This is a genomic window from Sphingobacterium bovistauri (assembly GCF_020295405.1).
Lineage (GTDB): Bacteria > Bacteroidota > Bacteroidia > Sphingobacteriales > Sphingobacteriaceae > Sphingobacterium > Sphingobacterium bovistauri.
Genome location: NZ_JADEYP010000007.1, coordinates 91,869 through 112,468, shown reverse-complemented (window position 1 = coordinate 112,468; position 20,600 = coordinate 91,869). Strand labels below are relative to the sequence as shown.

Below are 20,600 nucleotides of genomic sequence, written 5' to 3'. Positions count from 1 at the left end.
AATAATACAAAGCTCATCGAAAATTTTGATGAGCTTTGTATTATACAACTATTTAAGCAGACTATCAATTTCTTCCTTTAATTGTTGCAATTGACTTGGTCTAGGTGCTTTAGAATTTACCAATTTCCCCTCTTTATCAAACAACATATATGACGGAAACGATTTGACCCCTAGATAATTTTCAACTAAATTTTGTTGCTCTTTTGGAAGATTATAATGATATACATTTTTCCCCTCCAATTTTCTCATTTTAATAAAGTTTTCCCAAGTATCGGAAGCTGTACTATTTGCCATATAAATAAATACAATATCTTTATCTTTTAATGCTTCCTTCACCTTTGGAGCATATTCCATTTCTGCTACACAAGGTGCGCACCAAATTCCCCAAAAATCAAGATAAACGATCTTTCCCTTATGAGGCTTCAAAATTTCAGCTATAATCTTACCTGCATCATTTTCACTTTTTAAATGTTCAGTATTAATAAGATGTGTGGGATATTCTAATCTTAAATTTTCTGTTGCTTTAAAACTATCATTGAGCGTAATAATATTAGATCTTAAAAATTTATTCGAAATAGGCTCAAGAATTTCTTCAAGAAAAACATCATTAAGAACCTTAGCTGAATATTTCACTTCAGCGATGGCGTCTTTAGCATATAACACTTCCGCAACATCCCTATCTAAATACTTTTGATAAATTGGTACTGCATCTAAAACCCCCATTCTTAAAAAAGCATATTGTTCTATGAAGTTTGAATTATCATTCAACACTTTGTTTACCTTACCCTTTATCTCCGTATTATTTGCTAGGTATTCTTTTATTAATTTATTATTTTCTGCTGTATTTCTATTTGATAGCAACTGTAAATACTCCTTAACATCTTCTGGAAGTGTAAGCAATCCTTTCGTATCAAATTCTAGTAATTTACTATTAAAATTATATCCCTTGGCACCATTAGTATTATAGCTAATGAAATCTCGAAGAAAATCAAAATTATTATGAATGCTACTCGCTGGACTAACGTTATTTTTTACAAAATTCGCTTCAATATAGTCGATATATTTCGTAGAAAATTTCTCATCAGATTTTTGATCCAAACTAGATTTTTTTCGTATAATATTTAAAGCAGTATAAAGTCTTTCATAATTAGCAATAAAATACTTACTTCTAGCAGATAGATTATTAGAGCTTATAAACGTATTATTATGAAATTCAACACTATCTAATTGAGCAAGCTTTAAATTGAGAAATGAAGTATCCTTTAAACTAGCTTCGTATGCATTTTGCTTGTCGATTTCTTCCTGATTTTTAAAGTGCTTTTTATGGTCATCTATATATTTCTCGTACCTCCTCAACTCATTATGTACCCGAGCATGTTGACCTGCATATACAGTCTCAGAAGATCCCATATCATGAAACAAAAACATATTCTCTCCAGGAGTCAATACAGTATAGAAATGATTAACATTTCCAAACTTAAATGTAGCTTCACTTGTATTTAATAGGGGTACCTTAATAGAGAATTCCCCTTTATCATCAATCTTTGCTAAAATAGCTTCATCTTTCCCTGCTATCCAATCTTTTATTAAAACATTAAAAGGCTTTTCTTTATCATAATTCCTTATGTAACCAGAAATATATGCAGTATCATATTTTTGGAACTTCGAATCATAAAAAGATATTGTGTCTATTCCTGAATAATTTGGCAAAAACTTATCTACTTTATTATACTTTATTTTGCCTACTGATAATTGATCCTTAGAAATATGAAGAGTTAAGGGCTTGACATCCTCAGAATCTTTGAATACGATTTTAATACCTTTTTTATTTTTTTTTATTTCCTTGTAAAATATAGGTTTACCATTGATAACAGCAAATTTTTCAAAAAAACCATAGCTCCATTCATTGGTTTTAGGATTATACCAATTGCCTGTATAATCTGTTGGTAAAACTTGATTTAAATTTTGAGCCGTCAAATTGAGCCCAAAACTCAAAAACATAGTAATTATAAATATTCTCATATAATTGGTGTATTTAAACTATAAAGTTAGTTATCATTTTATTAAAAAGAAAGAATTATCTTTCCGCTAACAATTATTTACCTAAACTTCTCTAAATACATCAAAAATTTTCACCATATTCCACCTCCTACACTAACAATATCACACTTCCTAGACAGGTAACAATTTTCAAATGAGATTGATTAGTATTTAGTACACCTAAAAAATAAGATTATGAAAACGCTTTTTACAATTAGTATCCTACTTACCTCTATACTACCAAGCGTGGCACAAAAATTAAATCCAGTCGTTTCACTTCAAGGCGGTATTACCAATAATTTTAATAAAACAAATTCTCCTTTACGCAGTGGCTATAACAGTAAATTAACCTTTTATCAGCCATTTCTTTCAATAAAAAACACGAGTTTGGGAGTAAGTGCCTCCGCTAGTATGAGTAATTTGAGTACTACTTTTAGCAATGCTGATCAAATAGTAAGTCAATATCAATTACGAGGAGAGACATACCCTGTTAATACAATTATGGATGGTAATAAAACCAAGGTTGGGGTTTTCGTTGCTGGATTAGAAAGTTTTATCGCTTTTGGAAAATTTAACCTTTCTCCTGCTGTGCAAATTGGATATCTTAGTCTAAATATACCCTCCTACTCTATCCAAGCTGTTTTTAGAGATAAAATGCAAGATGTTAAACACATAGACTTACAACAACGTATTAATTCCAAATCAAAAGGCACAGTGCTTAGTCCGGAATTGAAAATTGGATATAAGATATCCTCACGAATAAATATTTATGCGAACAGTTCGTACATTGTGGGACCACAATCCAAAATTGAAGTAAGAAAGCTAATTCCTCAGGGAGGATTTAACGAAATAAACACCTACAGTACGACTCAATTACTTAATGGGACCTATGAAAGTAACACACAAACAGTAAAAAACAGATTATTGAACTTCAATTTAGGAATTGCACTAAATTTAGGCAAGCAAAAGTCGAAATCTACATTTACTAAAACAGTGATGTTGACTTCATTGAATCAATTAAATACTACATCAAAAAAAATAAAACTTAATGAAAATAAAACAAAAGGCAAATTCATAGCATTGGAAAAGGGTATCTATGAATTGTCTATCAATGAACCAACTAGATTAGAAGCACAAGATTTTAATACGACGAGAAGCAATCGTGACAATAGATTGAAAATCAAACCTGATGGCACTTCATCAAATGACTCAATCCCTAAACGTCAAGAAGCACAAGACTTCAATACCACAAGAAGCAATCGTGACAATAGACTGAAAATCAAACCTGATAGCACTTCTTCAAATGATTCAATCCCTATACGTCAAGAAGCACAAGACTTCAATACCACAAGAAGCAATCGTGACAATAGACTGAAAACCAAACCTGATGGCACTTCATCAAATGACTCTGTCCCTACACGTCAAGAAGCACAAGACTTCAATACCACAAGAAGCAATCGAGACAATAGACTAAAAATCAACCCGAAAGACGGAATACTGGTAATAAAAAACATAAAAGAATCTACTATATTAAAACTTCCAATCAATAGTAACAGAGTAAGATTTGAAATACTAGAAAAGGGTAAATACAGTCTTTCAATAGAATGATTTCCCAACAAAAAAGCTCATCAGGTTCTGATGAGCTTTTGACATATTAGTAATAAAAAATATTATTCTGTGATACTTGGAACGTTCACCACTTCGTTTGAGTCAGCATCGTAATTTACTTCTGGGAAGTTGAAACCAAATAAATGGAAGAATTCGTCGCGGTATCCTTTGATATCCGAAATCTCTTCCAAATTTTCAGTAGTAGCTTGTAACCACAATTTAGCAACTTCTTCTTGTACATCTGCCCGCATTTCCCAATCGTCAACGCGGATACGTCCTTTTTCATCCAAAGCGACTTGACCATCAGCAGTATACAAACGCTCTGCAAACAAACGTTGCATTTGCTCTATTGTACCTTCATGAATGCCTTTTTCTTTCATCACTTTGTATAGCAATGAAATATATAAAGGAACTACAGGAATAGCAGAAGATGATTGTGTAACCAATGCTTTGTTTACAGAAACATAAGAAATACCATTGATGTCATTCAACAACTCATTCAATGCAGGAACTGTTCCTTCCAAATCATCTTTCGCACGACCGATAGTACCGTTACGGTAGATAGGGTATGTCAATTCAGGGCCAATGTACGAGTAAGCAACAGTCTTCACACCGTCAGCTAATACACCAGCAGCTTTCAATTCTTCAATCCAGAATTTCCAATCTTCGCCACCCATTACCGCTACTGTATTTGCAATATCTTCTTCATTCTCTATTGGATTAATAGTAATATCCGATACTACACCCGAGTGAAAATCTACCGTTTTATCCGTAAATGGCACTCCAATAGGTTTCAATACAGAAGCGTGAGCTACACCTGTTTTAGGATGCGTACGACGAGGAGATGCTAATGAATACACCACTAAGTCCACTTGACCTAAATCTTGTTTTATCAATTCAATAGTTTTCGCTTTTACCTCGTCCGAGAAAGCGTCACCATTGATACTTTTTGCATAAAGACCTGCCGCTTGTGCTTCGTTTTCAAAAGCAGCAGAATTGTACCATCCTGCAGTACCAGGTTTGCCTGGAGCAGCTGGTTTTTCGAAAAATACACCAATAGTAGCTGCATCAGAACCAAAAGCCGCTGAAATGCGTGATGCCAATCCAAATCCTGTTGATGCTCCTATAACTAGCACTTTCTTAGGACCATTAGCAATTTTGCCTTTTGATTTTACATACTCGATTTGGTTTTGGATATTTTGAGCCGTTCCTTCAGGGTGTGACGTCAAACATATAAAACCTCTTACACGTGGTTGAATAATCATATTGATATTGTTGTAAGGTTATTTACACTTTTATTAAGCTACAAATTAACGGAATTTTTGGGGTAAATCGATATTTAAATTCAATACATTGAATTTAAACCAAAATTTTAAACTATCATAATTCTATAAATATTTATAAAAAATAAAATAAAAACCTTATAAAACAAAACAGCAGACTAAGCCAAATGTGATCTCAACATCCAAGCCGTTTTCTCATGTGCTTCCATAATGCCGACTAAGAAATCTTCTGTTCCTGCATCACCCGTTTTCTCGACTTTTTCTAAATCTCCACGAATAGAAATAATCACGGACTCAAAATCATTCAACAGTGCTTTTATATAACTTTGGCTATCATTTTTTGTAGGTTTATCTTCCGAAAGCTGTGTCAAATCCAAAAACTCTTTTAATGAGCCAACCGCATAATGACCTATAGAGCGAACGCGTTCGGCGATTTCATCAATCGTTTCGGCCAAGGCATCATAAATTGTTTCAAAAAACAAATGCTGTGCATGAAAATCAGGACCTACCACATTCCAATGTGCATTTCTCGCTTTTGTATACAACACATTATGATCTGCTAAAAGTTTATTTAAAATCGCTGTAACTGCTGCAGTATCTTTCTCTTTGATTCCAATATTTGTTTTCATTCTATCTATATTAAGTTGTTAATATTTACTTGCTTCATTTAACTTTTGAACATCTTCTTTAGCTAATTTTATATGCAAAGCATCCACAAATGCATGTATATGTTCAAATTTAGTAGCACTCACGATGGGTGCTGTAATCGAAGGTTGAGCTAATAACCAAGCCAACGCAACAGCCGAAGGCTCAACATTATATTGTGCTGCTAATTCTTTCTGCGCTTGCACAATTCTTTTTCCACGTTCATTCCAATATTTCTCTTGGATTCCTTTTCCTCTTGCCGATTGTGCAAAATCATCCTCCGATTGATATTTTCCACTCAAAAAACCACTTGCTAAGGAATAATACGGAATAACGGCAATTTGTTTTTCCAAAGCTATATTTTGATACAAATTCTCAAATTTTGCTCTATCAAAAAGATTGTATTCGGGCTGTAATGAAATATATTTAGCAAGATTTTTCTCTTCGGCAATATTCAAACTTTCGACCAAACGCTCTGGACTAATGTTCGAAGCACCGATATACCTAACTTTTCCTTCATGAATCAAATCTTCGTATGCACGTAAGGTCTCCTCAATAGGTGTAACTTCATCATCATAATGCGTCTGATAAACATCAATATAGTCTGTTTTCAATCGACGAAGAGAAAGCTCAACTTGCTCTTTGATGTAAGCTCCTTTGGTGTCGAATGAAGAATCATAGCCAAATCTCCCCCCTACTTTGGTCATCAACACAACTTTATCTCGCCCTCCTCGCTGCGCCAACCAATTGCCAATAATAGCTTCGGACTCTCCCCCCGTGTTTCCTTTTACCCAATGAGAGTAATTATTGGAAGTATCAATTGCGTTGAATCCTTTGTCTATAAAATCATCTAAAATCTCAAAAGATTGGGTTTCATCTAAGGTCCAGCCAAACACGTTTCCACCGAAAATTAAAGGAATAATTTGTAAATCAGATTGTCCAAATTGAATTTTATCGAATGCCATAAGTAGTAGCTTTTACAACACTAATTTAACCAAAACCGTGCCCAAAGGAGAATAATACAAGACATAAAATTGTCATAATGGATTCCTGAATTTCATATGCTTTGCAATGATTTTTTCTTAGTAATTTTGTCCTTCAACATTAAAATAATAATGGCATCTAGCACCCCATTTTTACATACATTCCGACAAAATATTTCAGCAATTGCGAAGCCCGAAAAATTCACTTTTCCCTTTTGTTATGAACCGCATCCACTAAGTGTTATCGCCGCACAAGAGGTGCAAGATTATTTAGCTACTCAAACTGATTTTGAACACAATTTTGGCTTAACAGAGGGACAAGAGGGTCTTATAATAGGAAAGATGTTTGGGGTTTTAATTGTAGAAGATGAAAATGGCAATCTAGGATATCTTGCAGCTTGTTCAGGAAAATTAGCGGGTACGAATCAACACCGCTATTTTATCCCACCCATTTTTGACATGTTGGATCCGCAAGGATTTTTCTTGCAAGAAGAAGCTACGATCAATGCTTTGAATCGAGAAATTGAAAATTTGGAATCTAACCCAAAGATTTCAGCATTAAAAGAACAAATAGAGCTTTGCAAAAAGCTAAATGAGCAAGAATTAGCAGAAGCTCGCGCCTTACACAAAAAAAATAAAGCGGAACGCAAAACCATTCGAACTGTGCAAAAAGAAGTGTTAGGAACTGAAGATTATCAAGAATTAGAACTGGATTTAATCAAGCAAAGCTATAGAGACCAACATGAATACGATGTCTTGAAAATGACTTGTAAAAATCGATTGACGGCTATTGAGCATGAGTTGAATACCTTGGTGAAGGAAATAGAACACAAAAAAGAAAGTAGAAAATCTAAATCTTCAAACCTGCAAAATCAACTTTTCGACCAATACCATTTCTTGAATGCCAAAGGCGAAAAACGTGCGGTATTAGACATTTTTGAAGAAGCGATTAATTTGCTACCGCCAGCTGGAGCTGGGGAATGTGCAGCGCCTAAACTATTGCAATATGCGTATTTGCACGATTTAAAGCCGATTTGTATGGCTGAATTCTGGTGGGGTGCTCCTCCAGGCTCAGAAGTTCGCAAACACCGATACTTTTACCCTTCTTGCCGTGGTAAATGTGAACCAATTTTAGGACATATGCTTCAAGGATTGGTAGTCGATCCAAATCCAATGCTAGAAAATCCATCGGCTGATGTGGATATTGAAATTATTTATGAAGATCAAGATATAATTGTCGTGAATAAACCGGCAGAGTTTCTTTCAGTACCTGGCATCAATGTGCAGGATAGCGTGCAAACACGTATTCTGGCAAGAAGTCCTGAAATCACTGGACCGGTCATCATTCATCGCTTGGATATGTCTACTTCCGGGATTTTGGTTATTGCGAAAAACAAAGAAGCTCACCAATTTATTCAAGATCAATTTATTCAACATACCATTCAGAAACGTTACACCGCATTATTAGATGGTATAATTACGAAAAATGAAGGTCTAATTGATTTGCCTTTGCGCGTAGATTTAGAAGATAGACCTCGACAGGTGCTGTGCTACGAATACGGGAAGCCAGCTCGCACAAAATTTAAAGTAGTAGCTATCGAAAATAACAAAACCCGAATCCATTATTTCCCTTTGACAGGAAGAACCCATCAGTTGCGAGTACATTCTGCACATAGCAAAGGTTTAAATACACCAATCGTAGGCGATGACTTGTATGGCAAAAGAGCTGACCGATTGCATTTGCATGCAGGGTATATTCAATTTGTACACCCCACAACCAAGAAAATGATTGAATTTGAGGTAGCCGATCCGTTTTAAATAAAAATTGGTAGAAGTTTACAAAAAATGCTTCAATCAGGAGGATCGTCAGTGTTGTAAGAACTGTATATGAGCATATCATCTACTGAAATCATAACATTACCAGCTTTGAGGTTGATAATGTTATGATTAAATAAAAATGGTAGTTAAATTTGATTGATATATCGGTCTTATTTTAATTCAATGGAATACGTACTATTCTTCCTGTGTTAGTTAAATACAAAAAATTTTCATCATCAGATAGAGCTACATTAGATACAGGACTATTGAATCTTATCCTACCTAATAATTTTGCCTTATGATCAAAAATCCAAACACCCCCAGGACCACTTGCAAAAACGAATTCCTTTTTAGAGATTTTGAGGCCATCAGGTAAACCACCCTCTCCCTTAAGTTCATTTGTAGGGTTATAAAAAATTTGGGGCTTTTGATTTAATTTATTAGGATCTAACAAATACCAAATAGGAGCTTTAGGATCCGAATTAGCTACTAATACTTTTTTCGTCGATGAAAATACAGCGATACCATTTGGCCTTGTTAGTTCTTTTGAAAGTACATTTAATTTTCCTTTTGGAGTTAAAACAAATACACCATTAAAATCTATTTCTTTTGAAGGATCAGAATCCCCTTGTGTGGGAAGTCCATATGGAGGATCTGTAAAATAAAGATTGCCCTTTTTGTCATATACTGCATCATTAGGGCTGTTTAACCGTAATTTATTATATCTATCTACTAAAGTTACAAATTGTGATTTTGGAGTATTGAGGGCTGCTTCCATCTTTGCCATACAACGATCTCCATGTTGGCACAACACAAGATTCCCTTTATTGTCTAAAATTAACCCATTACTACCTGGTTCTCGTGTAGGTGATTGAACAGTTCCTGTATAACCGCTTGGGCGCAGATAAATTTCCAAGCCTTTAGCGTATGTCCATTTGTATACAGTATTGGAAGGAATTTCAGAAAATAATAACATTTTTTCTCTTTCGACCCATAATGGACCTTCTGTCCATCTTAATCCCTCCACTAAAACCTCAACTTTTGCATCCGAATCTACTATTTTTCGTAATTCAGCATCATGTATTTCGATTTTTAAAGGCTCTGATCTCAAAATATTCTGTGCATACATTTTAAAAGGAAATATGAAGAGCAGAATCAAATACATTTTTATAGGTTTACACATATTTAGATCAGTATTATTTAAATAATAGACAAAAAGTAAAGAAAATCTAAGATAACTTAAACACTTGTGCAATTGGATTAGGCGTAAAATCATCTGGTAAAGCAATCGTTAAACCTTCATTCGTTTGTTGAAATTTCAAACCCTTGTTGTACCCTAGTAGTCTTGCTTTTTTTACTTCAAAAGAATTATTTTTATTTTTCCCAAAAGATTGTATTCTAATAAATTTGTCACTAGGAACCCCCATCACAAACGCGTATGTAACCTTTCCTTTTTGTGTAAAACGAATATCTTCACTTGTAAAAGGCTTACCCTTACCCTCATTAAAACCCTGTGCGTGTAATGCAGGAGCCTCTTTCTGTGCGGGCCCCTCACCAAAGGAGTGCCAAGGTCGTGTACCTATTATCCCTTCACTATTGACTTGCATCCAATCTGCAATCCCCTCCACTACTTGCTGTGCTTTATCATCCAAGGAACCGTCTCCGCGCAAAGGAACACTTAATAGTAAATTTCCATTTTTACTCACGACATCCACTAACATATGAATCACTGTTTTTGCAGATTTATAACGCCCCCTGTCATATACTCTACGGTCATAGTGCCACGCACCAATACAAGTACATGTCTGCCATGGTTCTGGTTCAATCTTATCACTCTGTCCTCGCTCAATATCCCATACCATACATTTACGTTGCTGTTCATTCAAAATCTTACCATTGATAACAGCCTCAAGCTTGCCCTTGTTATCCTTTATACTTTTATTGTATAAGTGAGATGCAATTTCCAAACCTACATTACTTATTGGCCATAATGGCAATGCCGTATCATCAAAATAAACGACATCCGGATTATAGTTATCTATTAGTTCAATAGTTCTATCTTTAAAATTAGTACAATACGCCTCCGTGGGAACACTCACCCCTGTATTGACATCCCAATGCCATTGTTCATGAATTTTATGATCTTTAAGGCTATCTCTACTTAATTCATGATTCTGCGCATACAACTCTTGAGGATCGTAACCTTCCCACCATGTACCTTTTCCCTCTTCTTTCGTTAATTTTCCATCGTAGGGCACACCTTGCATAGGTCCATTTTTATCCGCACGTTGTGCTGTCTCATACCATGTCCAAGCATGGGCAGCATGCACACTCACACCAAATCGAAATCCACGTTTTCGTGCAGCCTTTTCCCAGCCTCCTACAATATCTTTTTTGGGACCAAAATTCAAGCTATTCCAATTATTGTGGCTACTCTTGTACAAATCAAGATTGTCATGATGATTTGCCAATGTCATAAAATACTGGGCTCCTGTCCTTTTGTATAAATCCATCAAAGCTTCAGGATCCCACTTTTCTGCCTTCCATATATTGATTACATCTTTGAAGCCAAATTTTGATGGGTGACCATATTTTTCGACATGATATTTATATTGGTCAGATCCTTCTTGGTACATTCCTCTAGCATACCAATCTCCACGCTCTGGTTGACATTGTGGTCCCCAATGTGCCCAAATGCCAAATTTAGCATCACGAAACCAATTAGGCACTTTATAATTTTCTAGCGATGTCCAGGTCGGCTTGAATGGAACTTTACTCCAAGTATCACTTGCTAATAATGGATACGATTTACTTAGATACAGTGTTGGTAAAATAGCCCCCAAGGCTTTGATAGCATTTCTTCGGTTCATAGGTAAAGGTTTTTAAACAAAATAAGTATTGATTTTATCTGCTTTTACTTAACAAGAGTAAATCAACTTATAATTGGTTCTATAATTAGTAACTCCAAATGTATAAATTTATTCTTTTATATTACCTTATATTAGATCAACAAAACTCGAAATAACACCTTAATATTCTGGCTTATACAAATTTTCATTAGACTATTCATTACTGGCTATGTCCCTAATGAAAAAAGAGCGATTCATTATCATCTTTGGGAGAGCAAAGAATCAAACGAATCGCAAGCTTAACTATACTACTAATATGATTACAAATTTATGTCGTTATTTTTCGTTGCATACAGTCCGATTAAAGCTCCTGTAAAACCTCCCGCTACATTTGTCGACAGTATATCTCCTGACACCGGATCACCCAAATTAAGGAATTCCTCATTCGCTAAAGCGTAACTGAAGGCATAATCATCACCATCTGCCGAAACCCTAAGTTTTAATGGCGTTAACTTCTCTAACTTCTGAGATGCTATAATTTTAGTTTCACCCTTTTCTGTACGTGCTAGTATTAGGTAGTTTTCTTCTCCAGATTTTGTAATTCCGAATATATAATTGAAATTTTCACTTTGCAAACACGTAATTCCTGCAAAATCCTTATTAAAATTCGGTATGTAATCGATCTCTACTGTCGCTGTAAAATTATTGTGTTGCTGTCTATAAAGTAATGCAGAGGTAGGTTTCTTTTCTTTTATTGATACATCATATGGTTTTATAACTACCCCGTTTTCATTAAATTCTGAAAAAGACTCACGAGGACCTCTTAACGCTACCCATCGATGATCAAATTTTTTGGATTGAAATTTATCTGTAAAAATAAAATTTCCATTCGGAAAAAAACCTTCCGTATTCATTTTATTAACCACAGCATTTGGCATTGGAATATAAGGTTTAAATTGTTCTAATCCTCCTTTGAATACTGGAAATTCGCCCGACCAATCTACTGGAAGCATAAAAGTTTCTCGACCTGTATTGACACGTTTTTTAGCATTTGGTCTGATAGCTAAAAAAACGGAATAAAGCCCTCCATCTGGACCTTCTACAATATCTGCATGTCCAGCCCACTCTACAGGGTTAGGTCTATTTTTATCCAAATGACGCTGCGTCATAATCGGATTTTGTGGTGCTGGTTTGTAAGGACCTCGGGGATTATCACTTACAAAAATTACTTCACTATGATCATCGGCTGTTCCACCTTCTGCACACATTAAATAATATTTGTTATTACGTTTATAAATATGAGGCGCTTCAATCCAAATTGGTTTCTTTGTAATATCTACACCTCCATCTACAATAATTTTATCAGTTCCTGCAATTATTTGGTCCTTATCTACATCATAATTCCAAATTTTAATCACACGATGACCTGTATATAATTCCTTTCCTGGGTCTGGTGCATCATTATGAATAACATAAGCTTTTCCATCATCATCAAAAAACAATGATGGATCAATACCATGGAAATCAAGTTTGATTGGATCAGACCAATTCCCTTGTTTAGGGTCTTTTGTTTTTACAACCATATTCCCTATTCCAGAGGCAAATTGCGTGGTGATCATATAAAACGTATCGTTATTCGGATTATAGCGAATAACTGGCGCATATATTCCTTCACTGATCCCAGCTGTATAAACTTTCAATTGTGATTCACGATCCAAAACATGACCAAGCTGCTTCCAATTCACTAAATCAGTTGAATGGAAAATTGGTACACCTGGAAACATAGAGAACGAAGAATTTACAATGTAGTAATCATTACCTTTCTTCGTAATGCTCGGATCAGGATAACAACCTTGCAGTATAGGACTATAAAAATGTCCATCAATCAAAGGATTATCAATATATATCTGATCTTTACCTTCATAGGTAAAGCTATTAAATATAGGTTCTCCGGGATTTGATTTATTAATAGAATCATTCTGACAACTTATTAAAAAACTTGTTGAAAGGATTGGCAAATACTTAAATAATTTCCTGAACTTACTCATGCTGAAAACTTTATAGATTGTTACTTATTAATTCGTATGGATATTATGGATTTAGCTTGCAGAGAACATGTAATCGCTTGTTTATTAGCTGAAACACTTATTGGTGCTACTTGCATACTTTTTGTTGCTGTGCTTTCCTCTGCCGATGCACTATTAGCCGTAACCGGTAAATCAAATTGTAAAGCAGGGATTACGGTATCACTTTGATTTTGAACCACTAATGTTACGTCATTTACGCCCTCATAAGCTGTAATAAAAACATTGGCGTTATTGGTAATTTTATCCACAGCAATTCTTCTTCTGCCTGTTGCATATTTAGCATAATGTGACAATACATACCCTCTATGCATAATCTGGCCTTTAGTGGTGCCATGTTCACCATCTCCTATCATACTATAATGACGCTTGAGATACCACCAGATATAGGCATTGAAATTAGCTTCCATGCAGCCGTGTAATTCTTTACCAAACACCAATGCGTCATTCCAACTCCAATCATTAGCGTTGTTATTATTCATCAAATGTTCTGTCATCCATATTTCCTTATTATACTGTCTTGCTAAAGGATAGTCTCCTATACCACCACCATATAAATGGGTACCGATAATATCCAAATGCTCTCTAGCAACAGGATCTTGTAGTACAGAATCAGTGTATTCCTTTTTGAAATTAACAGCTTCTGCTGCAATAATTTTCACTTTAATATCCTTTCCATGGTTTTTTATAAAATTCAGGATCTGCTGCCCTGTCCATACACATGCATCATAATCAGGATCCCAATCTGGTTCATTTTGAATAGAAACGGCCTCAATGGTAACTCCATTTGCAGTCATGTAATCCACAAAGGCATTTAGATGTTTTGCATAATCTTCATAATATTCTGGCAAAAGGTATCCTCTATTCCCACCTCCTTGTTGTTTACTACTTTTCATGTGTGCTGGAGGTGACCAAGGAGAAGCAAAAATCCGAACCCCTAGAGACTGTGCTTTTTTGGCTATAGCCAAATCACGACTCCAATCATTTGAATTCGGATAGATCATCATACGTAGCATTTTATAACCTAATCCATTTGTTCCATACAACTGATCTATTTCATTTGTTGTTAATTGATTGCCTCCTTGCCATAAAGCAGGGTTAAGCATTCCACCAAAGCCAGTTATATTTTGATATGATAGATTTGAATTTATTTTCAATATCACAGGTGGCTTTACTGCTTGTTTTACTGTAAACTCGGTAGACTCACCCGTTAAGACATTTTTTAGTGTTATAATTTGACTTCTCTCACTGGAAGTAAGATTTTCCGAAACTTTAAATTCAACTCGAGTAGAACTATTATGTGTAAAGCTTCCTCCTTTTAGAAAGTTAAAATTTGATAAAAACCCTTCTGAAACCGTTTGTATTTCCCACTCGGTATTTTTCCAAATAATAGTAAACGATGCTGCTCCAGGTTCCGAACTTAATGAGATTTCATTTTCTTGAAATCTTAGCTCTATTAGATCATTGGTATCAGATGTTTTTTTACATCCAAAAATGAGACTTAATAAAATTAAAAATAGAGTACCCCCAAAAAATCTATTCATCATATTGGCTAATTATGGTGTTTTAATGGCAATTTTATTTTCTTCATTTCTTCCAGTTCATGAATCGGACGCTCTATAGAATACGGAATAGGTTGCCTTGAAAAAGTTTGAAAATAAAGTAGACAAGCATCCTTCCACCACACCGCATCTTTACTTTGAATTTTCAATTTTGATTGTACTGCATTGAATCTCTCTGCGTCAACATATTTTTCCATCTGATCCCATGTTCGTTGGAATTCTCGAACTTCTTGTACGCCCTGATCATAGTAAAAGCATAGTTCATCCCATAGTGTCCGTTGACTTTTCATCTTGTGGTTCCATGATACATGATGAAACCAAAGCAATAAATTCTCAGGACAAGAATCAATATTATTGTAGATAGTACGCAAGGGTTCATTGTATTGTCCTACAGCATTACTACCCGAAATAGTTCTATTGAATCCTATACCATTAACATTTGCATTATGATAATACCAAGGCATCCAATCAGCTCGTCCACTAGGCCTATCTCCCCAAGGCTCAGGCCCATAGTGATGATCAAAAGCGAAAATATGATGTAAGCCCATTGGCATCATATAATTCACAACCGTTTCACGGGAATCAATCATTAATTTTGACATGGTATGAACAAATTCTTTTTCTTTTGAAAAAGTCAACCGCAACCATTCATCAGCAATTTCTTCAGAACTTAGCTGATGATTCCACGCCAATCTCCCAAATGCATACCAATTTGCTTGTCCAAAATGATGACCTGTCCAATTTCGATCTTCCCCAATGTTTGCTACTCCTGCGATAGCACTTTTTTGCACCTTCCTTAGTGTCCCATCTGTTATTTTAGCGACAGTAGAACCTACCCCATCAGCATACGTATCACTATCCAAGGTCTCTTTAAATAACGGAGCCAAATACACAAGATGATTTGAAAACCCTAAATACTCCTGTGTAATCTGAAACTCAATCATTTGAGCTGTATTTTTCATCGCACCAAAGAGTGATGTAAACGGCTCTCTCGGTTGAAAATCTACAGGTCCATTCTTGATTTGTACGATGACATTGTCTCTAAATTGATTATCCAAAGGCACGAATTCTTGATAGGCTTGTTTTGCACGATCCTCTTTTGTAGGATTGTATACAAAAGCTCGCCACATAATCATACCTCCATATGGCTTCATCTCATCGGCCAACATATTCGCACCATCAGCATGAGTTCTTCCATAATCTTGAGGTCCAGGTTGACCTTCTGAATTCGCTTTGACTAAAAAACCTCCAAAATCAGGGATCAACTGATACACTTCTTTAATTTTATGTTTCCACCAATGTTGTACATCTTTATTTAAAGGATCTGAATCCTTTAGGCCACCAATAACTTTTGGTGAAGAAAAATTAACCGATAAATACACCTTAATACCATATTTTCTAAATATATCTGCTAAAACCTTGACCTTATTCAAGTATTCTGATGACAAAATTTGCGGCGAAGCATTTACATTATTTAATACGGTAGCATTTATACCTATCGAAGCATTTGCTCTAGCGTATTCCTCATATCGAGGACTAATTTGTATAGGTAACTCTTCCCATTTCCATAAAGAATAACCTGCATACCCACGTTCTACTGTTCGATCAAGATTATCCCAATGGTTCAAAATTCGTATATCAAAGGATGGAATTTCTTCAATTTGATACGATGAAAAATCACGTCCTAATTCTTGCTCATTTAATAGATGATAAGCACCGTATAATAACCCAACAGCATGCTGTGCAATTAGCTCTAATCCATTTTTATTTTGTTGAATTCTAAACCCGTCCTTAAGATTTGTAGCCTTACGATTAATTGTGAGTTGCAAATTTGTACTTTTCCAATAATTGTCTAATTCTTGTTTTGCTTGTTGCGCTACAGGATGATTAGATGTTGTTTTAATCGTCCGATTCAAAGCCTGTTGATCAGACACTTTAATATACCGCAACCACAATTTCCTGCCATCTTCCGCATGAGAATTAACTATTGAAAAACATAAATACAGCACTATAAGACGTAATCTTAGCAAAAGCATAAATTATTGGATTTAAGAATTGGTTATAAACATTTAGGTAGATTGTAAGCAAGAGAAAATAAGATATTATGTTTATTTCCCCTTGCTAAAATATGTATATTATTGACCCTCAACAGTCAGAATTTTGCCATCTTCATCGTATTGAAGTTCGATTACTTTCATACTACGCAACCACGTTTTTCCACCTGATGGTACTGAATCATGATGAAATAAATACCATTTGCCTTTGAACTCAACAATACTATGATGTGTAGTCCACCCTACAACAGGTGTCAAAATCACACCTTGATACGTAAAAGGTCCATATGGACTGTCTCCAATAGCATAACACAGCAAATGAGTATCACCTGTAGAATAAGAAAAATAATATTTACCTTGGTATTTGTGCATCCAAGATGCTTCAAAAAATCTTCTATCCGTGTCTCCCTGCTTCAATGGGTTGCCATTTTCATCTAAAATAATGGCATCTCGTGGTTCTTCCGAGAATTCAAACATATTATCGGTCAGCTTAGCTACTTTACCTGTTAACGCATCTTCATCAAAATGTGGTAATACTGAACCATCAATTAATTTATTATTGCGATAATACTGTAATTGCCCACCCCAGATACCTCCATAATAAATATAATATGTTCCATCATCATCTTTAAAGACGCAAGGATCGATACTGTAACTTCCTTTAATAGGATTGTCTTGCGGTTTGAATGGTCCATTCGGAGAATCACTAACTGCAACCCCCAATCGGAAAATATCATTCTTGTCCTTCATCGAAAAATACATGTAATATTTTCCATCTTTGTGCGCGACATCAGAATCCCACAATTGACGTCCAGACCAAGGAATATCTTCAACACCTAAAACCTTACCATGATCAATAACCTCCCCATCAATATCCTCCATAGAAAACACATGATAGTCTTTCATATTAAAATGATCTCCATTATCATTTTCTGGCACTCCACTTTCCCAATCATGTGAAGGGTAAATGTAAATTTTACCATCAAATACATGCGCTGACGGATCAGCCATATAATCTTTAGGACACAAATATCTTCCTTTACTCATTTCTTTACGATTCTTCTAGTTAATGTGTGATTTATTTTTTGACTAAATTGATAATATCTTGGACGAATGGTTTTGCATCATAGTTGCGATCAAATAACAAGGGATAATCCTTACGACCAGGTATTGGCCATCCATTTTTCCAAGAGTCACCATCACCTACTCCCCAAAGAGTTACTCGATCAATTTTGTCCTGATGTTTAAGAAATAATTTAAAAAACTCAACATAACGGTCTCCAACTTGCTTTTGTTTATCAGCAGGCAATCCATCAACATAAGGATTTAACTCTTTACGGTATTGCTCGCGGTCACTAATTTCAGCACCCATATTCGGTCTTGCACTTGGCAACACTGTAATCTCCATTTCTGTAACCATCACTTTAGTTCCTAAACTCGAAAAACGGTTTATCGTATTTTCTACTTCTTGAATAGATGGATAATCTAATCCATTATGCTCTTGCATACCAATGCCATCCACACGTCTACCGTCTTCAATCAACTTCTTAACCATTCGATAAATACCCTCGCGCTTAGCTGGAACAGCTGTCGAATAATCATTGTAATACAATTCTACATTAGGATCAGCTTCATGTGCAAATTTGAAAGCTAAAGAAATGAAATCTTCACCTACAATTTGATAGTATTTACTTTTGCGCCATTCACCATTATCTACTATCGCCTCATTTACAACGTCCCAGCCATGGACACGTCCTTTATATCTTGTCACCACGGTATAAATATGTTTGCGCATACGCTCGATCATCACCTCTCTACTCACATCTTTACCATCTTTATCTGTGAAAAACCATTTCGGAGGTTGAGAATGCCATATCAACGTATGCCCTATGATCTTCATTCGATTTTTTTCTCCAAATTCTACAAATTTATCAGCGTCCTTAAAATCAAAAACTCCTTCTTGAGGCTGAACAACTTCACCTTTCATACAATTCTCTGCAACAATAGAATTAAAATGAGACTCAATAACGTTTACAGCCTTTTGATTTCTTCCCCAAATTTGATCTAAATTGAGAGCTGTACCAAGATGAAATTTATCTTTATATGCATCTTTTAACACATTGTTTGTAGCTGTCGAGATACTAGTATTGGATTTGGATTTTGTTGATGAACATGAGACACATACAGATGCAACACCAACTAATAGGATTGTCTTAATTATATTCATGAAAATATATTTATTAATTAATTATTTCTTGATTCAATTTCATAGTTTATTTTGTCGATGACATCATCTTCTAATTCATATTTAGAAATGATAAACATCGCTAGTATCAATAGGATAGCTGGAATGACAACAACAAGCCAAAGAATACCTTGCTGTGCAAATTCAGATTGCTCTAATACATTATCTTTATCAAAATGAACATAGGCTAATACCAATCCTGGTACTACCCCACCTAGCGCCATACCTGCTTTGTAAAATATACCCGTTAACGCATTAACAATACCTGAAATACGCTTTCCAGTAGTGTATTCACCAAAGGATATTACCTCAGGTACTAAAGCCCACATATATCCTGTTGCTACTATTATTCCAGTAGATTTAACGAATTGAGCAACAAATACAAGCCATATTTGCGATTTTAGTGAAGGTATCACAGATATGATATACAACATGACCATACCTATGATTGCTATAGTTAAGAAAACATAAAACATTTGCTTCTTACCAATTGCTCTTTTAATGGCAGGTACAAGCGGCATGAAAATAAATGCAGGAATTGACCCCAAAGCCATAAAATAGGGTAACATCTCGGGTGCTTGAATATTATAAATCATATAATATGATCCTGCTGAATTCCCAATTGCCATCATTGCAAATGCTGTAATAAAGAAAAAAGCTAATATGCGCAGCGGACCATTATGCTTGAATTCCACCCACAAATCCGAAACTTTTACATTTTCTGTTTCCTTCTCATCCATCAATACACGCTCTTTGGTCTGCTTGTAACAAAATATCAGCAGAACCAAGCCCACAAGTGCGTAAATAGTCATAGTAGTAAACCAAGCCTCACCTGAAGCACTTGAATTAATCTTCCCATCAGGAGAAAAATACTGGACAATAATAGGAACACCGTATCCAACGGCTAGCCCACCCAAGTTTGCCATAAACATTCGTGTAGAAGTCAGCTTGGTTATTTCATCAGTATCGCGCGTAAGCGATGCATTCAACGCACCGTAGGGTACATTAATCAACGTATAAAGCATCGACAAACCTACATAGGTAATGTAAGCATATGCCAATGAACCTGAAAACCCATTCCAAAAACAAAGTATAGCAAATCCAGTAAGAGGAATCCCTCCCCATACTAAATATGAACGATATTTACCTAGTTTAGGATTGCTCTTGTCTACTATTGCACCTACTATAGGATCCCATATCACATCAATAATACGTACTACCAAAAACATTACCCCTGCAGCAGCGGCAGAAATACCAAAAACATTAGTATAGAATATCAACAGATACATAGATACTGTTTGATATATTAGGTTTTGAGCCAAATCTCCCGAACCAAAACCAATTCGTTGAGTTTGGGATAGCTTGTAAAAGCCTTTTGATTCATTTTTCGAATATGATTCCGTATTATCCATATTTATTTTTATAATTG

Annotated in this window: 14 protein-coding genes; 2 read left to right on the top strand and 12 right to left on the bottom strand. The window is 35.2% G+C overall.

Annotated features, from left to right (window positions below):
- Window positions 1-48: 48 nt before the first annotated feature.
- Entirely contained in the window at window positions 49-2,022 is a 1,974-nt protein-coding gene (locus IPZ78_RS05730; RefSeq protein WP_225552038.1) for a TlpA family protein disulfide reductase, read from the bottom strand.
- 213 nt (window positions 2,023-2,235) lie between these two features.
- On the opposite strand from IPZ78_RS05730, the gene IPZ78_RS05725 reads away from it, so the two are divergent.
- Window positions 2,236-3,648, top strand: coding sequence for a hypothetical protein (locus IPZ78_RS05725; RefSeq protein WP_225552037.1), 1,413 nt, complete (start codon window positions 2,236-2,238; stop codon window positions 3,646-3,648).
- Between the two features lie 62 nt (window positions 3,649-3,710).
- Here the strand turns inward: IPZ78_RS05725 and fabV are convergent, their stop codons facing one another.
- From fabV to IPZ78_RS05710, 3 genes are all read right to left on the bottom strand, one after another.
- Entirely contained in the window at window positions 3,711-4,913 is a 1,203-nt protein-coding gene (fabV, locus tag IPZ78_RS05720; RefSeq protein WP_225552036.1) for an enoyl-ACP reductase FabV, read from the bottom strand.
- A gap of 176 nt (window positions 4,914-5,089) precedes the next feature.
- Complete coding sequence (locus IPZ78_RS05715; protein ID WP_225552035.1) at window positions 5,090-5,560, bottom strand: Dps family protein; 471 nt, start codon at window positions 5,558-5,560, stop codon at window positions 5,090-5,092.
- An 18-nt stretch (window positions 5,561-5,578) separates the two neighbouring features.
- Window positions 5,579-6,541, bottom strand: a complete 963-nt coding sequence (locus IPZ78_RS05710) for an aldo/keto reductase (protein WP_225552034.1) — start codon at window positions 6,539-6,541, stop codon at window positions 5,579-5,581.
- 150 nt (window positions 6,542-6,691) lie between these two features.
- Between IPZ78_RS05710 and IPZ78_RS05705 the strand changes: the two genes are divergently transcribed.
- Entirely contained in the window at window positions 6,692-8,377 is a 1,686-nt protein-coding gene (locus IPZ78_RS05705) for an RluA family pseudouridine synthase (RefSeq protein WP_225552033.1), read from the top strand.
- A gap of 175 nt (window positions 8,378-8,552) precedes the next feature.
- On the opposite strand, the gene IPZ78_RS05700 is transcribed toward IPZ78_RS05705, so the two are convergent.
- The 8 genes from IPZ78_RS05700 to IPZ78_RS05665 all read right to left on the bottom strand — a co-directional run bounded on the left by IPZ78_RS05700 (window position 8,553) and on the right by IPZ78_RS05665 (window position 20,583).
- Window positions 8,553-9,542 (bottom strand): SMP-30/gluconolactonase/LRE family protein, encoded by a 990-nt coding sequence (locus IPZ78_RS05700; RefSeq protein ID WP_225552032.1) that lies wholly within the window; start codon window positions 9,540-9,542, stop codon window positions 8,553-8,555.
- Between the two features lie 64 nt (window positions 9,543-9,606).
- Window positions 9,607-11,247: an alpha-L-fucosidase gene (locus tag IPZ78_RS05695; protein ID WP_225552031.1), complete on the bottom strand. Its 1,641-nt coding sequence runs from the start codon at window positions 11,245-11,247 to the stop codon at window positions 9,607-9,609.
- 299 nt (window positions 11,248-11,546) lie between these two features.
- The gene (locus IPZ78_RS05690) at window positions 11,547-13,274 is read right to left on the bottom strand and encodes a glycoside hydrolase family 43 protein (RefSeq protein ID WP_225552030.1); all 1,728 of its coding nucleotides are present in this window, start codon (window positions 13,272-13,274) and stop codon (window positions 11,547-11,549) included.
- A gap of 20 nt (window positions 13,275-13,294) precedes the next feature.
- Complete coding sequence (locus tag IPZ78_RS05685; RefSeq protein WP_225552029.1) at window positions 13,295-14,857, bottom strand: hypothetical protein; 1,563 nt, start codon at window positions 14,855-14,857, stop codon at window positions 13,295-13,297.
- Window positions 14,858-14,862: 5 nt separating this feature from the next.
- Entirely contained in the window at window positions 14,863-16,908 is a 2,046-nt protein-coding gene (locus IPZ78_RS05680) for an alpha-glucuronidase (protein ID WP_225552028.1), read from the bottom strand.
- A 99-nt stretch (window positions 16,909-17,007) separates the two neighbouring features.
- Entirely contained in the window at window positions 17,008-17,973 is a 966-nt protein-coding gene (locus IPZ78_RS05675) for a glycoside hydrolase family 43 protein (protein WP_225552027.1), read from the bottom strand.
- Window positions 17,974-18,004: 31 nt separating this feature from the next.
- The gene (locus IPZ78_RS05670; protein ID WP_225552026.1) at window positions 18,005-19,153 is read right to left on the bottom strand and encodes an endo-1,4-beta-xylanase; all 1,149 of its coding nucleotides are present in this window, start codon (window positions 19,151-19,153) and stop codon (window positions 18,005-18,007) included.
- Window positions 19,154-19,170: 17 nt separating this feature from the next.
- Window positions 19,171-20,583 (bottom strand): MFS transporter, encoded by a 1,413-nt coding sequence (locus tag IPZ78_RS05665; protein WP_225552025.1) that lies wholly within the window; start codon window positions 20,581-20,583, stop codon window positions 19,171-19,173.
- Between the last annotated feature and the right edge of the window lie 17 nt (window positions 20,584-20,600).